We start from the raw sequence: 14,550 nt of genomic DNA on the forward strand, positions 1-14,550 counted from the left end.
TTGGAGCGGGTGAAGACCGATGATCGAGGTCATTTCCCACCACAGGCACCCTCTAGGCCCATGATTCCAACGATTTCAAGAGTCTAGGTATATCCAGGTTCGATGTCCAGAGGCACTTCTGGTCTACCGTTTGGTCTACCGCTGACCGGCCCCTGGTACTCCAGCCCCATAGCCACCCTGGGGCAGTCCATGGGAACACCGGCGGCAGTCCCATCGGAGAAGCTGCCGGTCATCTGGGGGACTTGGTCGCGATGATCGAAGGTCTGGAGGCCCCGCCACGGGGGACATGAGCTGAGACCCCAGGGTGCGATATGGGGCTGAGATTTTTGTTCCAGAATAATCAGGGACCCAGGGGTACCCAGAGGTTACCGAGGGGGACTCTGTCGGTTTCCTTTCCGGGTCCCTGTCCGCTCCTGTCCCAGGTGACGGGGTGTGGATCTTGTGGTCTGATTAATAGGGGGATGGATTTCTCATTCTCTCCTATAGAGCCTTCACCCCCCTATTTAATCCCTGAGAGGAAACCCGATGGCTGCCCCAGAGCCGTTCTCAGAATCAGCACCAGTGTCATCCATCGCATTCGTGGACAGGATGGAGAAGCACTGGGTGGAGACCCTGGGGAATGCGTCCAGTGAGAAGCTGAGGGCCATCTGGCGGCAACTGGCGGAAGCCTTCGGTCAGGCCATCGTGGCCCATGGGACTGACGATCAGAGGACCTGGAGAGTCCTTCAGCCGCCCACGGGGACCGGGAAGACCCAAGGGCTGTGTCTGTATGCCGCCATGCTGGCTGAGGGGAATCGGAGGGTGGCCGATGGGGACAAGACGGGGATGCTGGTGGTCACTCGGCTGATCGATCAGTGCAATGAGGTGGTCGAGAGCATCAATGGTCATGCTGGGGCTATGGTGGCCGTCGCCAAACATTCGGAAACAACCGTGACAGCAGATGAGGTGGCGGCCTCAGAAATCCTGGTGGTGACCCATCAGGCTTACGTCAACGCCGCTATCGGGCTTGGCAAGGATAGAGCTGACAAGTGGTCTGCGCTGATCGAGTGGAACTATGGACGGCGGAAGCTGACCGTCATCGATGAGGCTTTGGCCAACATGGTCGAAGAGTACCAGATCACATCATCGGCCATCTCTCAGGCCCTGGGGCATATTCCTGAACCTGTGAAGAAGGCATTCCCTGACCCGATCCTGTGCCTCAGGGAGGCTGATGAGATCTTCCAGAAGATGTCAGAGTCGGTTGCGGCCAAACCCGATCTCCCAATGACCATGACGAGGATGGTCTGGAAGGGCACCATGGCGATGCCCTCGGAGTATTCGATGGAGGGTCTGAGGTCTGCCCTGTGGAACCATCCTTATGACCAGACGGTTCTGCAAGAGAACTCTTTGGCTACTCGGCATCGCTTCCGCGACAAGGTCGATGAAACGCTCCAAGGCCTTGAAGGTGTCATGGCCAATTGGGCGTATTACGCCAGCAAGGGTGACCACCACACTCTCAACTGCGCCAAGCTCGCGATCCCCGATTCTTTGCCAGGGCCGGTAGTTCTGGATGCGACGGCAACCCAGAATTTCCTCTGGGAGTTGTTCAGCCATAAGGCCCAGGTATACGCCGTTCCCGGCGGTGCCAGAGCCTACGAAAACGTCACCCTTCATGTCGCCAGATGCAAGGGTATCGGCAAGACCAAGATGCAAGAGCTTCACCAGAAAAGATTGCCCAGACTGCTGGCCGATTTAGAGGTCCGGCTTGGTCAAGACCGCCGCATATTCCTATGCTGCCATAAAAAGGTTGCACCCTACGCCAAAACATTCGAGCCCAAATTTGCCGAGTACAGCGTAGGGTATTGGGGAGCCATCGATGGTCGGAACGACTGGAAGGACTGTGATGTGGTCGTTCTCTTTGGCCTGTCCTATCGCGATCAATTGACCTGGGCCAACAATGCCTTCATGGCCTTTCAAGGTCGCCAGGAAGATGACTGGATCCAGAATCCCGTGTTCAAGAAATACGATGATGTCCGCATCGAGATGCAGCAGCGGCAGATTGCTGTTTCGGTCATCCAGGCTCTGAACAGGGTCCAATGCCGGAAGGTGATTGATGGAACGGGCAACTGCGCTCCGACCGATGCCTTCATTCTGCTCCCCAAGGGAACCTCCGGCGATAACATCCTGGCTTCAATCCAGGCTGACATGCCGGGGATCAGAGTTGTCCCCTGGGATTTTGATCTGGACCCAGAAACAGCCAAAGAATCAGCTGTGCGCCGAGGTTCATCCCACGAAGCTATTATCGATCTCATGGGGATCAAGGAACCGGGGGAACATTCGGTAGGCGATATCCGGCAAGCGCTGGAAATCAGTTATGACAAGTGGCGGGAAAGCGTGGCTCCGGCTCTCCGGGATCCTGGGCATGCCTTAACCAAGGCCCTTGCTGATATCAATGTCTCGTACCTTCCAGGCCGTGGCCGGGGCGGCTCGAAATTGGTGAAGCTATGACCTCGGATCGCCGCCGCAAGCGCAAGGCGGACGTGAAGGCCAGGGCCGAAGAGCCCAACCCATTCTTCGGTCGCTGTCGGGTCATGGGCTGTCGCAACCCTACCAGAGCTGGAACATCTGGCGGCCTGGACATGCGCTTCTGCCGATCTCACGCTGATCACCACCAGCGACACGGCACTGCCTATCGCGGCAGCTACACAGCCAAGCAGATCAACCCATATCGCCAAGCAGCCCTGGCGTGGCTTAAAGCCAACCTTGAGGATTTCTGGGTGAAGGATGCTATCCATCGTGTTCGCGGCCTCTACCAGAGCGCAGGGCAGCATGTGGAAGCCTTCCGGCTGCGCGGGATGTCACCCGAGAACCGCGCAAGGGCAGCTTGGGCTCGCCTCAGAAAGCGGGAGGTTGATCCGCTGGCGGTGATCGCGGCATGGCTGGCGGTCGAGATGGCGCTCCGAGAGGACCCTGAGGCGATCACCACGGCAGAGTTCAAGCGGGTGCAAGCCGCCAAGATCATCCATAGGATGGCCTCAGGAACCCATAAGCGATGGGAGCATGAATTTCCGGCTCGACCAAGATCAGGACAACCGCCGAGCATGGTCGTGGAGGAGATGCATGTTTACCCAGCGAGCCGTGGGAGGGTCTTGAGGCATATTGGAGAGGCGTTGGAAAAGGCCGTGGAGTTGCTTGCCGATCATCACCTGGAGGTGATCCGCGAGTTCACCTTGAGGCGGCGAAAGGGTGGCTCATGATAGAATCATCTGCGAAAGAGAGTGGTGGTGAACTGGACGTAACCAGCACGGTCACCATCAGCGTCATTCAGGTCACGGCCATCCATGCTGGCCGCGTGTTGGCACTGGCCGATGTGGAATTGGTCCTCGATGGCGTGTCCATCGTCATCCACGGCGTACAGGTTCGCGCTGACGCTTCCAAGACGGAAATCACCCTTCCCAATTACCGAGCACCAGACGGTTCATGGCGAACCGCCGTCACATTGCCCAATGAAGTGCGTGGGCCGATGGGCGACGCTGTGATTGCAGCGGCCATGGAGATTGGGATTTTGAAGGAGAAGGCGGCTGTCGTGTAACACGACAGCTATTCTATCTCGGTGAGCATTTCCCGTAGATCGCATCGGCGCTGGTTACTCATCCTCATTATAGGATTACAATACAGCGACGTGGCCAATTAGCGGGTCAGGATCACTTTATCCGACACGAACACTACTCAGAAATTCATTTACTGCATTCTTCAGCTTGCTGGAGTCCTTAGCCAATTCCTTCGCAGAAGTCAAAACGTCTGTAGATGCGGAAGTCGCTTCGGTGGCAGCACTCATTACGTCAGAAATACTGCCAGAAACTTCCTGTGTCCCTCTGGCCGCTTGCTCGACGTTCTGAGCAATCTCATCGGTTGCTGCACGCTGTTGATCAACTGACATGGATATGGATGCCGAAATTTCATCCATCCGCTGAATGGTCCGCCCGATAGAATGGATCGCAGTGCTGGCCCGCGCGGTCTCTGACTGTACCATTCCAATTTGATGAGCAATTTCCTCCGTTGCCTTGCCTGTTTGGGTCGCCAGATGCTTCACCTCATTGGCCACAACCGCAAAGCCTTTACCCGCCTCTCCCGCTCTGGCCGCTTCAATGGTTGCATTTAGCGCCAAGAGATTGGTTTGGCTCGCAATGTCATTGATAAGGTTGACGATGTCACCAATGCGAGAAACCGCATCAGCTAAACCACTGACAATAATATTAGTTTCCGATGCTTCTTTCACTGCATCTTTCGCAACCGATGCAGACTCATCAACTTGCCTGCTTATTTCAGCAACAGAACTCGATAATTCTTCAGTAGCTGCAGCAACTGTTGAAACATTAGTCGCCGCTTGATGGGAGGCTCCTGCGACAGAGGTCGACCTTATTGAAACTTGATCTGCGATGGCGGACATCGATTGCGCCGATACTTGGAGGGTTTGAGCCGCCGAGCTAACATCAGCAACGACACAGGAAACTTCAGCCTCAAATTTATCCGCCATTTGCCCAAGGATCTGGCGGTGTTCAGCTGCTGCGCGGCGCTCGACCTCCTTCGCTTCCGCTTCCGCTCGCACTTTTTCAACAGAAGTAGCCTTAAACACCTCCAATGTGCGTGCCATAACGCCCATTTCATCCGTCTGATCAGTGAACAGAACATCTACGTTCAGGTTGCCGCCAGCAAGTTCTTTCATAGTTTTCGTAAGTCCGCGCATCGGCTTAACCAGATATTGCGAGACGGCAAACATAGACATTGCACCAGCGATTAGAACACCACATAAAGTCCCCACAATTGAAAGCGTAATTGTGAGATGTATTTTTCCATCCTGAGAGGCGCGCAATGAGCGGGCCTCCTCGTGGGCTGATTTGCCCAATGCGGCTACTCCATCTGAAAATTTTTTCCTATTAGAGCGAGATGCGTCATTATCTCCATAAATACGCGCAACAGAAGCGCCCTCTTTTTCGGCCAATCTAACAAGCTCTGTGCGGATGCGGACAAAATCATCAAGTTGTACTATTAAAGGGGAAACTTTCTGGTCATTCCCCCATAGTTCAATCCATTTTGGCTTGAGCTTCTCGATCTCAGAGAGCGTTAATTTGAGCGGCGCGGCATACTTGGCAACGTCCTTATCGTTGGCAGACATATAGATCCCACGAGAGTCCATTACCGCAGAGAGTACTTTCGCCTCGGTATGCTCCGCCAGTGCGACGCGCTCGTAGGCGACTTCCAAGGCATCCCCAGTGAGGTCCATATCGCGAGCGGCATCAACAGCCAACGCACCAATCGCCAAAGCGACCACGGACAGAAATGCGACTACGGAATAGACCTTTGCGCCAATTCCTAAATCCCTTACCCGCATAACCGTGCTCCCTGGTCTTATGAACTCGAAAACAAACCTTCGCGGGCTTACAAACCCGTGCCGACTGTCAAATCGTAGTAGGTCTAACGTATGCGTGTCCATCGTCATCCACTGGGCGCTCTGAATGGCGCACATGATGCTGAACTACCGAGCTCCAAGCGGCTCATGGCGAACCGCCATCACTTTGCCCGACGAGGTGCGTGGGCCGATTGGCGACGCTGTGATTGCATCGGCCATGGAGATTGGTCTGCTGGTGGAGAAAGCTGTCGTGTAACACGACATGATCAAGTCTGTCAGGCAATCGCCGATATCATCGATCAGTTGACGCGCGTTGCGGATATATGAACTTTTCGCCGTAACATTCTGTTCGCGGTTGCGGCGAAACTCATTTACAAGCTTATGGTATATGATCATCGGGCGTAGCCGAAGGAGCTTACCGATGAGCCTATCCACCATTCGCGGAAAATTTTTGGCATTGGCCATTGCCGTGACGTTGGCACTTGGGGCGATCAGCATCGCATGGTGGACGGCATTCGCCGAACTAAAGGTCAACGGGCCAACATATAGCCGCGTCGTACAGGTGAAGGACTTGGTGGCCGACATTCTGCCGCCGCCCGAATATATCCTGGAATCCTATCTGGAAGCATCCCAGGCGTTAAGCGCCGAACCCGCTGAAATCTCCGCACACAAGGCAGCCATGGTGCGACTGCGGAAAGATTTTGATGATCGGCACGAGTTCTGGAAAACCCAGTCACTGGATGCATCTATGCGCGATGGCCTGCTCGTTGAGGCATATGGGCCAGCTGTCCGTTTTTACGACCGCGCCTTTACCGCATTTTTCCCAGCACTAGAACGCGGCGACCATGCTGCTGCGATGGCGATATTTAAGGAATTGCGAGGGATTTACGCAAATCACCGCGCCGCTATTGATAAGCTTGTTACCGCCTCGGACGCTCTTTCAAAAAATGTTGAGGTCGCCGCTGCCGACCATGAAAATAGCTACAAGTCATTGGTTGGGGTCATTACCGCGCTTTCATCAGTCCTTTCCTTGGCGGCTTTGCTGGCCATGGCCAAGAGTATTGCGGCTCCGATGGCGAAATTGACGTCCATCATGTCCTCTCTGGCCAAGGGAGATAGCGCTGTATCCGTTCCCGAGCAGACAAGGCGTGATGAGATTGGGACGATGGCACGTGGCCTTGAAGCTCTCCGCAAGGTTGTCGATGATGCTTATCGGCTCAATAACCTTGTTGAAGAACAGCCCGCAGCAATAATTTTATGCACACCCGACATGAAGGTTTCGTACCTGAATAAGTCTGCGAAAGCGATCCTGCAGAGAATGCAGCAAGGATCAAAGAAGGATATGTCAAACGTCATTGGTCGGAGCATTCTCGATTTCCACGATCACCCTGAAGGCGTGAAAAGAATCGTATCAAATCTTGATGCACTGCCATTTTCTGGGAAGTTCTCGATGGCAGGCGTTACGATAGAGAATGTTGTTGATGTTGTCCGTGATAAGAGCGGCAAAGTCGTTGGAATGATGCTCAGTTGGAAGGATGTCACGGATTACATCAAGTTGGCTGAGACGTTTGAACAGCAGGTTAAGGGGGCTGCACAGTCGGTTGCAGCCGCATGCACTCAACTCAGCAACGCTGCTGAGACCATGAACACTACCGCGCAGGAAACGAAGGCCGAGGGCACTGAAGTCGCGGCTGCGGCCATGCAAGCAACTGGGAATGTCCAGGCCGTCGCGGCTGCCGCCGAGGAACTGGCTGCATCAGTCAACGAAATCACACGGCAGGTTGCGAATTCAGCCAGCCTTGCCCGTAGCACCGCCGACGAAGCCAAGAAGACAGGTGCGACGCTTGCGACGCTGGAGCAGTCAGCTGCCAAAATCAGCGAGGTCGTCGGCATGATCAACGACATCGCCAGCCAGACCAACCTCCTTGCCCTGAATGCTACCATTGAGGCCGCTCGTGCTGGTGAGGCTGGCAAGGGATTTGCCGTGGTCGCTAACGAGGTCAAAGGGCTTGCTAACCAGACTGCGCGAGCGACGGACGAAATCGCCATTCAAATGCGGCAGATGCAGGAAATCACCAAGGAAACAGTGATAGCGATCCAGCAGATTATCGGGATGATCGGTGAGATTGATACAAGCTCGGCCAATGTCGCCGCTGCTGTTGAACAGCAAGGAGCTGCCACCAGCGAGATCAGTCGGAGCGTTCAATCTGCGGCAGCAGGGACCACGCAGGTCTCTGATAGCATCGTAAAGGTCGTCGAAGGAGCCGAGATCACGGGGCGCAACGCTGGAGATGTCCGCAGCAGCGTGCATGACCTCGCAGGCCAAGCCCGCTCACTGGAAACAGGTGTAAATGCGTTCCTTGAGCAGATGCGGAAATAGGAACACATCATTTATCGTGGACGACGAAGTCGTTTGGAATTCGCAAGGGGCCGTTCCGGCACGGGAGGTAGTGATGTTGCGTTGCATTGGCTACGTCAGTGACATTGTAAATATCAACAATGCTAAAAATGATATCGCAAATATTATTTTATCTGCCACAGCTTTTAATGACGGACACAATATCACTGGCATGATGGCATATTATGATGGATGTATATTGCAATTTATTGAGGGTGAAAGTCAGGTTATTGGTGAGCTATATGAGCGCATTGGCAACGATTCGCGGCACAGGGATCTTGTGAAGATTTATGACGCAGAAATTGAAAGGCGCTCCTTTGATGGCTGGAAAATGGCCCTTATAAATATAGATGACATGCCGGAAGAGGTGCGCAGTTCATGTATTAATTTTATGAAAAACAATCTGACAAATTCCGCTTCAATCGCCGAACAATATGCCGAAATAAAGACTCTTATTCATGGATTCTCAATGAACCTTGTCATTGATAAGTTTTTATCTAATTAGCCATCGCGCTAACTGTATTAGCGGCGTCAAACGATGAGTAAGATAGAATTGGCGACATTATAAGTTGTCGCCATCTTTGTTTTTTCTCACAATAGATGTTAAGTCTGCATCAAATTGGCAGTAGCCTTAATTAACTGGGACCTCACGTTAATAACCATTCCGGGGTCCGTGATCGCCAATCAACGCCATGCAGCACGCAACCGCATGGCGGTCATGTTGAGCTTCTACGCAGGAATGCGCGTCGGCGAAATTGCCCATTTGAAACTCGGCGACGTCCTTGATGGTGATGGCCGCGTGAAAGACCAGATCACGCTGTTGGCCCACTACACCAAGACCGCCGAAGCCAGAGCGGTGTTCGTCAGTGGCAAGCTGCGCCGCGAGTTGGAACGCTACGTGTCGTGTAACACGACAACAGATCGCGCCGCTCCGTTCCTTGTGACCCAAAAGGCCACGGCGTTTTCGGCCAATACTCTTTGCCAGTTATTTGGACAGATTTATACGCTGGCCGGAATTGATGGTGCGAGCAGCCACAGCGGTCGGCGCTGGTTTATCACCCAATTGGCCCACAGCGGCGTGTCCGCGAAGGTCATCATGACGCTGGCCGGTCATCGTCATTTGTCCACAACGCAGCGTTATATCGAGGTCAACGACCAGATGATGAAAGCTGCCGTGGAGGTGCTGTAGCTGGCAGAGAGTTTAAACCTCAAGTTCATTGCCATCCTCATCAGATAGATAAATTAAAGGGCGGCTGTCTACGTTGTCGTTTGTCAGATACCCGCAGTATTGCTTGTCAATAGTTTGGATATGGCTCACGATCCATCGCTCCACAAGGCCACTTATTGTCCCTGCAATATCTTTATTACCATTTCTATATTCTTGTGCGATTTGATGCGCCTTCGCGGCAAAAGCTTCATGTGCAGCAAGATGTTCGGCCAAATAGGGATAGTTCACGGCGGCCATTGCCATCTCTTCGCGCAGGAAATGGCCTTCAACATATTCTTCAAGTACGTTAATCGCCGTTTCGATTAGGTAGTCATTCCCTTCCTCTGGACCTTCTATAACATCGCGGAGGAGTTCTGCCAGCCTAAAGAAGGCTTGATGGTCCTCATCAATGATGTCCACGCCAACGGACAAATCAGCCGACCAACCATCGGGTGCCTTATCCTGTTCTATGTTTTCAGACATATGCGCCACCGTGATGAACGAAAACAAATATGAATGTATGCGACCTTCGGTCAGGCTGGCCCAAGAATTTTGACTATTCCAGAATGAAGCTTTTTGATCGAAAAGGGCTTTTCCAAGAACAAGTCCACACCTGCCTCGTATGCCTTTTTTTCCGCATCTGCGCCCACCATCCCAGTCAGTAGGACGATTGGAGTTTTTTGATCAATGCCATCAGTCCCAGAGCGAATGCGTTGAGTGCATTCAAGCCCGTCCATCACGTCCATCTTCCAGTCCATAATGACTAAGTGAGGAGACGTTTCACGGATCTTGGCAATAGCATCTTCGCCATTGATTGCCTGGACGATATCCTTGATGCCGATTCCTTTAAGGACCTCGAAAATCAAAGTGCGTGTGGGCAGATTGTCGTCAACAATCACCGCAGTCTTTACCTTATTCATCTGCCGCCCTCGAAAAATTGCGGGGCTCAAAATGCCCGCTCTGTGGCCATCGATTTCCATAAACTCTAAAAGATTTTTGCTGTCATTTCCACACCAAGGCAGAGACGCAAGCGCATCGCCGTGATGTTCAGCTTCTAAGCTGGAATGCTCGTCGGCGAGATCGCCACTTGAAGGTCAATGACCAGATGATGAAAGCTGCGGTTGAAGTACTATATCTGGTGAAGAGTAAATGCGGTCAAATCTGACGTTTTAGAGTTATGCGAAATTATATTGCGGTTCATTCGCGATAATTGTTCTTTGATTGCCCCCCCCCACTCATGTAAGAAGATGTGACAAGACATTATAAAAGGTATGGGTATTGAGGAGGCGGGAATGCTGGCAAGCAACATGGCGGGGACCAAGGCGGCAGCGGTAGCGCCGATGGTTGGAAAGACAGTGGCAATCGGAATTGGTGCGACCGTCGGATGGGGCGTTTTATCCGTCCTGGCCGTGGCCGCTTTGGGCAGTGTCTATTTCGCGAGGAAATACGCAGGCCCGATTGATGTGCCTGTTACCGATCTTGAGGCATAGGTCGTCGCCCTTTCGCTCGGCCACGCTGTGCGTGACGATGATCTGGCCGAACTCGCTAAACAAATAGCTCAGGCATGGGCTCGCGGTAGCGGTCGATCTGAAATTCAGGGGCAGATGACCGTAGCGTCAATTTTCATGACGCTCCGCGAAATCCACGATCATGGCCATCAGCAAAATGCACTGTTCGAGGACAAGCCCAAGTCCAAACAGGTGGTGAAGCTTGTGTGCTGTCCCGATTGCGAACGGGTGATGCGCGACTATTTTGCGCTCGGTCGTCATAGCAAGTTCTGTACGGCGAATATGCGCAATATACGCATAAAATAATCCAGTAAATGTTGAAAATTAACGACCTACAAGTATGGCATTCATAAGCGCCGCGTCCATAGACGACGCGTGCATCAATATGCGGTCTTCGATGTATTTTAGTTTTTTTGCAAACAACTTCTCCGCAATAATTGTCACCTGAATTTCATCAATTAAAACAGAAATAGATAATATAATATCAATATGCTCCGCGCAGTGATTTTCAAAATTTACATCATCGAACTTCTGTATAAGTTGTTCTTCGTGCTCAAAATGAGACTGGACAGAAGAAAGAAATAGATGAGCCATTTTAAATATCAGAGGGCGATCAAAATCGCTTCCGCATAACGATATCATTTGATAAAAGTTTTCTTTGATTATTGAGTGCTCTGCCTCTTCGCAATCAATAATATCTTTTATATCTTTGTTGCTTATATTGTCGCTGAAAGCTAGCGCTGCGCTAATTTCAATGTCGGAGTCATATAGTTCTAACGCGCTGCCAAATAAATTTTTGTCAAAACACTTATTAGCATTATTTTGCAATGGGGCCGCTTCAAGGATTTTTGAAAGAGCCGTTAATGCATCGTCATTTTTAATTTCGGCAAATGAAGACTCATCAAAAAAGTCGCTAATTACTACTGCTTCCTCTTGTGTTAGCCCATGGTACCCGCCAAGCATAATTGATTTTATTGAGAAGCTATGCATAGCATGAGCAAATTTATCATCAACAATCGAAGCAATTAATTTGTGAGATGCATCAGCTTCATCTTCTGCAAAAAATGAAGAGATATCCTCTACACCACTTGCGTACATTTTGTAGGCAGCGACAAAGCGATCCCGGTATGAGAGATCTAATGTCTCAATATTTTTTTCACTTTGCATGACTATGCGTCATCCTCCTGAAGAGAATTGATCTTTGTGACGGTATCCACCTGGAGATCACAGATCGCCCTCACTCTTTCGATTGAGACGCGGAACTCCTCGTCTGCCCGAGCAAGATCGGCAACGGCAGAAGGCGTTAATCGACCTGTGGTTTGAAGGCGATGACGAAGCAAAATCACGTCGCGCCTTGCCGAGGCCAACTGGTTTAGGAGAGTTCTTGCACCTTCGGTGAGCCTCTCAACGGAAACAAGGTTAGTATCGCTCATTTTTGACCATAGCTACAGTTCACAAATCCAAAGCGATCTTCTCTTTGGGCTTTTGCCTTAAAATCCCATTTGAGGCCATCCACCGCCTTTTGATTTTAATTTCAGACCTCGACGCCCATCTGTATGCTTTCCCAACACCAACTTCATGTCGGGAAAACCTACGCCAGAATCTTGTTGGGAAGCCCGACGACTTCGCCTGCCCTAAAAGGAGGATTATGATGTCCTTACAGTGTTCAAAAACCGCTGCATCTCACCTTGCAGCTTTTCAGAATGTGCAATTAGTTGATTAGCTGAGGACAGAACATGAGATGCCGATGTGCCCGTTTGATTAGCAGACTGCGTTACGCCACTGATATTGCTGGAAACCTCTTGTGTTCCCTGTGAGGCTTGCAAAACATTCTCCGCTATTCCTTGGGTCGCAGCGCCTTGCTGCTCGACAGCAGCCGCAATTCCCGCAGAAATATGCTTAACCTGTTCAATCACCATTCCAATATTCTTGATTGCTTCGACTGCCTGAAGAGTCTCGTCTTGTACGGTGGCAATCTGACTTCCAATCTCGCTTGTAGCTCTTGCTGTTTGGTTCGCGAGATTCTTAACTTCGTTTGCTACAACAGCAAAGCCTTTGCCTGCTTCACCGGCCCGTGCAGCTTCAATTGTCGCATTTAGCGCAAGCAAATTGGTCTGTGAAGCAATGTCATTGATTAAATTTACTACCTCACCAATCTTATGTGCCGATGCAGCTAGTGATTGGATTTTTTCGTTTGTCCGTGAGGCTTCTGCCGATGCATCTGTTGATATGCGTGCAGCTTCACTGACTTGGCGGCTAATTTCAGATATTGAGGCGGATAGCTCTTCGGCGGCGGCGGCAACGGTTTGAACGTTGCAGGCTGCCTGTTCTGACGCCGCTGCGACGGCGGTTGCCTGAGTGCTGGTTATTTCTGCCGTCGTTGTTAGTGATTGAGCCGTAATCTGCAAATCTGATGCAGAGCCCGAAACCGCTTGCACCACCCCCATAACGCTATTTTCAAAATTTGTTGCGAGCGCAAGCATGAATTTTCGGCGCTCATCAGCGGCTTTGCGCTCTGCTGCTTCTCTCTCTCGCTTCATCTCTTCAGCAGCCAGCCCAAGTTCCTTGAACACCATAACGGAACGAACCATTGAACCAATCTCGTCTTCACCAATTGGGCCTGATACAGGAGTCGACCAATCACCATTGGCAAGAGCTGTCATGACATTTGTGACGGATGTAATGGGCAGGTGAATGCTGCGATTCACGCGCAGAGTTGCAACAGTACTTATTAGTAGCATTGCAAGGCCAAAAATTGCGCCATATAAAACAACATTATATCGAAAATCATCAAATACCTGGTCTGAATCTTTCGACTTACTGATGCAAATATTACGTAATTCTGCGAATGCGTCAGACATTCCCTTGATGTGCTTATCAAGCCTTCCATCAATATCTCTGATCTCCGCTGTAAGATCTGATGTTGCATCAAGCCTGGGCAGCATCTCCTTTTCAAATATTTTTACAATTTCAACATAGTTATTTCTGGCATCATGAATTAACGATTCTTCATTGCTTGTGAATTTCGCCTCGCCAAATATTATAAAAATGCCATCAACATTTTTCTTCGACTCGGCCCAATCCTTTCGAGTTTCGGCCAATTCTCTGTTTATTTCTGCGTCAGCTATTATTTGATATAATTTGTGCCCTGCGCCAGCCGCGCTCGCCGCGGAAATTGCTATTGCTGACAACTCCGCGCCTTCATCTTGGATTACACCAAGTTTATGGCTTGTCATGACTGCGCCAATTACAAAGATGATTAGCGCCGCAGCGGTAATTCCGGAGCCAAGACTCATTTTTAAGCTAATGCGCATAAATTCGCTCCTGGTCTCAAGGTGGCGCTGTTGGCCATCTCACAATTACCTGACAAAAGCACGGGGTGACCTGGACCTATTTCAACAAGCCGCATAGCCTTGTCATGGTAGAAATTTGGTTGGTCAAAATGGCCTCAGGCTGGCCTTGTAGATACTCCCATTTGGGACTGCGCCACGGCTCGTTAGGATGGGTTTGATGCGATGATAATTGCCGACTGCAATTTATCTTCTGATCATAGCGTGAAGTTTTAAATAAGTTTAACGTGCAAAGAAAATAGGTTGTAAACGGAAAGGAGGATGAAGAATGCACGGTGGGAGACCATTCCTGTCGTGTTACACGACAGCCGCCTTCTCCTTCAAAATCCCAATCTCCATGGCCGCTGCAATCACAGCGTCGCCCATCGGCCCACGCACTTCATTGGGCAATGTGACGGCGGTTCGCCATGAACCGTCTGGTGCTCGGTAATTGGGAAGGGTGATTTCCGTCTTGGAAGCGTCAGCGCGAACCTGTACGCCGTGGATGACGATGGACACGCCATCGAGGACCAATTCCACATCGGCCAGTGCCAACACGCGGCCAGCATGGATGGCCGTGACCTGAATGACGCTGATGGTGACCGTGCTGGTTACGTCCAGTTCACCACCACTCTCTTTCGCAGATGATTCTATCATGAGCCACCCTTTCGCCGCCTCAAGGTGAACTCGCGGATCACCTCCAGGTGATGATCGGCAAG

The 14,550-nt window shown here is 51.3% G+C and carries 15 protein-coding genes; 9 read left to right on the top strand and 6 right to left on the bottom strand.

Features of this window, described 5'->3' with window-relative positions:
* The first annotated feature begins 801 nt into the window (after positions 1 to 801).
* From CCC_RS00100 to CCC_RS00110, 3 genes are read left to right on the top strand one after another with little or no spacing between them, the layout of a single operon-like run.
* On the top strand, positions 802 to 2,487 hold the full coding sequence (locus CCC_RS00100; protein ID WP_152619639.1) for a hypothetical protein: 1,686 nt from the start codon (positions 802 to 804) through the stop codon (positions 2,485 to 2,487).
* The gene (locus CCC_RS00105; RefSeq protein ID WP_201773266.1) at positions 2,484 to 3,236 is read left to right on the top strand and encodes a hypothetical protein; all 753 of its coding nucleotides are present in this window, start codon (positions 2,484 to 2,486) and stop codon (positions 3,234 to 3,236) included. The genes CCC_RS00100 and CCC_RS00105 overlap by 4 nt, the downstream gene beginning before the upstream one ends.
* Positions 3,233 to 3,571: a hypothetical protein gene (locus CCC_RS00110; RefSeq protein WP_052472828.1), complete on the top strand. Its 339-nt coding sequence runs from the start codon at positions 3,233 to 3,235 to the stop codon at positions 3,569 to 3,571. Before CCC_RS00105 ends, CCC_RS00110 begins: the two co-directional genes overlap by 4 nt.
* Before the next feature lie 117 nt (positions 3,572 to 3,688).
* Here the strand turns inward: CCC_RS00110 and CCC_RS00115 are convergent, their stop codons facing one another.
* Entirely contained in the window at positions 3,689 to 5,371 is a 1,683-nt protein-coding gene (locus CCC_RS00115) for a methyl-accepting chemotaxis protein (RefSeq protein ID WP_041039050.1), read from the bottom strand.
* Positions 5,372 to 5,504: 133 nt separating this feature from the next.
* On the opposite strand from CCC_RS00115, the gene CCC_RS22330 reads away from it, so the two are divergent.
* The 4 genes from CCC_RS22330 (at position 5,505) to CCC_RS00130 (ending at position 8,976) form a co-directional block, all read left to right on the top strand.
* Positions 5,505 to 5,645, top strand: coding sequence for a hypothetical protein (locus CCC_RS22330; protein ID WP_160295478.1), 141 nt, complete (start codon positions 5,505 to 5,507; stop codon positions 5,643 to 5,645).
* 165 nt (positions 5,646 to 5,810) lie between these two features.
* Positions 5,811 to 7,769, top strand: a complete 1,959-nt coding sequence (locus CCC_RS00120) for a methyl-accepting chemotaxis protein (protein WP_052472830.1) — start codon at positions 5,811 to 5,813, stop codon at positions 7,767 to 7,769.
* 16 nt (positions 7,770 to 7,785) lie between these two features.
* Positions 7,786 to 8,292, top strand: coding sequence for a BLUF domain-containing protein (locus CCC_RS21450; protein WP_160295479.1), 507 nt, complete (start codon positions 7,786 to 7,788; stop codon positions 8,290 to 8,292).
* Between the two features lie 168 nt (positions 8,293 to 8,460).
* Positions 8,461 to 8,976, top strand: a complete 516-nt coding sequence (locus CCC_RS00130; RefSeq protein WP_269078857.1) for a tyrosine-type recombinase/integrase — start codon at positions 8,461 to 8,463, stop codon at positions 8,974 to 8,976.
* A 12-nt stretch (positions 8,977 to 8,988) separates the two neighbouring features.
* Here the strand turns inward: CCC_RS00130 and CCC_RS00135 are convergent, their stop codons facing one another.
* Together CCC_RS00135 and CCC_RS00140 are read right to left on the bottom strand one after the other, a co-directional pair.
* Positions 8,989 to 9,477 carry a bacteriohemerythrin gene (locus tag CCC_RS00135; protein WP_052472833.1) on the bottom strand — a complete coding sequence of 163 codons (489 nt, stop codon included), beginning with the start codon at positions 9,475 to 9,477 and terminating at the stop codon, positions 8,989 to 8,991.
* A gap of 50 nt (positions 9,478 to 9,527) precedes the next feature.
* Positions 9,528 to 9,914 carry a response regulator gene (locus CCC_RS00140; RefSeq protein ID WP_160295480.1) on the bottom strand — a complete coding sequence of 129 codons (387 nt, stop codon included), beginning with the start codon at positions 9,912 to 9,914 and terminating at the stop codon, positions 9,528 to 9,530.
* 372 nt (positions 9,915 to 10,286) lie between these two features.
* Here CCC_RS00140 and CCC_RS00145 point away from each other — a divergent pair, with 372 nt between their 5' ends.
* Both CCC_RS00145 and CCC_RS21910 read left to right on the top strand, forming a co-directional pair.
* Entirely contained in the window at positions 10,287 to 10,484 is a 198-nt protein-coding gene (locus tag CCC_RS00145; protein ID WP_152619640.1) for a hypothetical protein, read from the top strand.
* Between the two features lie 27 nt (positions 10,485 to 10,511).
* Complete coding sequence (locus tag CCC_RS21910) at positions 10,512 to 10,808, top strand: hypothetical protein (RefSeq protein WP_152619641.1); 297 nt, start codon at positions 10,512 to 10,514, stop codon at positions 10,806 to 10,808.
* A gap of 18 nt (positions 10,809 to 10,826) precedes the next feature.
* Here the strand turns inward: CCC_RS21910 and CCC_RS00150 are convergent, their stop codons facing one another.
* The 3 genes from CCC_RS00150 to CCC_RS22650 all read right to left on the bottom strand — a co-directional run.
* Positions 10,827 to 11,669, bottom strand: a complete 843-nt coding sequence (locus tag CCC_RS00150; RefSeq protein ID WP_152619642.1) for a hemerythrin domain-containing protein — start codon at positions 11,667 to 11,669, stop codon at positions 10,827 to 10,829.
* 479 nt (positions 11,670 to 12,148) lie between these two features.
* Positions 12,149 to 13,816 (bottom strand): methyl-accepting chemotaxis protein, encoded by a 1,668-nt coding sequence (locus tag CCC_RS21455; RefSeq protein ID WP_082036430.1) that lies wholly within the window; start codon positions 13,814 to 13,816, stop codon positions 12,149 to 12,151.
* Between the two features lie 333 nt (positions 13,817 to 14,149).
* Positions 14,150 to 14,550 (bottom strand): hypothetical protein (locus tag CCC_RS22650; RefSeq protein ID WP_236686251.1); only part of this gene is annotated, 401 nt, incomplete at its 5' end.

Source organism: Paramagnetospirillum magnetotacticum MS-1, assembly GCF_000829825.1.
Classification (GTDB): domain Bacteria; phylum Pseudomonadota; class Alphaproteobacteria; order Rhodospirillales; family Magnetospirillaceae; genus Phaeospirillum; species Phaeospirillum magnetotacticum.

Bases quoted from the DNA above. Each gene is read 5' to 3' on its own strand.
- CCC_RS00110 (WP_052472828.1), top strand. From the start codon at position 3,233: ATGATAGAATCATCTGCGAAAGAGAGTGGTGGTGAACTGGACGTAACC.
- CCC_RS00145 (WP_152619640.1), top strand. From the start codon at position 10,287: ATGCTGGCAAGCAACATGGCGGGGACCAAGGCGGCAGCGGTAGCGCCG.
- CCC_RS00115 (WP_041039050.1), bottom strand. From the start codon at position 5,371: ATGCGGGTAAGGGATTTAGGAATTGGCGCAAAGGTCTATTCCGTAGTC.
- CCC_RS21455 (WP_082036430.1), bottom strand. From the start codon at position 13,816: ATGCGCATTAGCTTAAAAATGAGTCTTGGCTCCGGAATTACCGCTGCG.
- CCC_RS00120 (WP_052472830.1), top strand. From the start codon at position 5,811: ATGAGCCTATCCACCATTCGCGGAAAATTTTTGGCATTGGCCATTGCC.
- CCC_RS00140 (WP_160295480.1), bottom strand. From the start codon at position 9,914: ATGAATAAGGTAAAGACTGCGGTGATTGTTGACGACAATCTGCCCACA.
- CCC_RS00135 (WP_052472833.1), bottom strand. From the start codon at position 9,477: ATGTCTGAAAACATAGAACAGGATAAGGCACCCGATGGTTGGTCGGCT.
- CCC_RS00150 (WP_152619642.1), bottom strand. From the start codon at position 11,669: ATGCAAAGTGAAAAAAATATTGAGACATTAGATCTCTCATACCGGGAT.
- CCC_RS00105 (WP_201773266.1), top strand. From the start codon at position 2,484: ATGACCTCGGATCGCCGCCGCAAGCGCAAGGCGGACGTGAAGGCCAGG.
- CCC_RS22330 (WP_160295478.1), top strand. From the start codon at position 5,505: ATGATGCTGAACTACCGAGCTCCAAGCGGCTCATGGCGAACCGCCATC.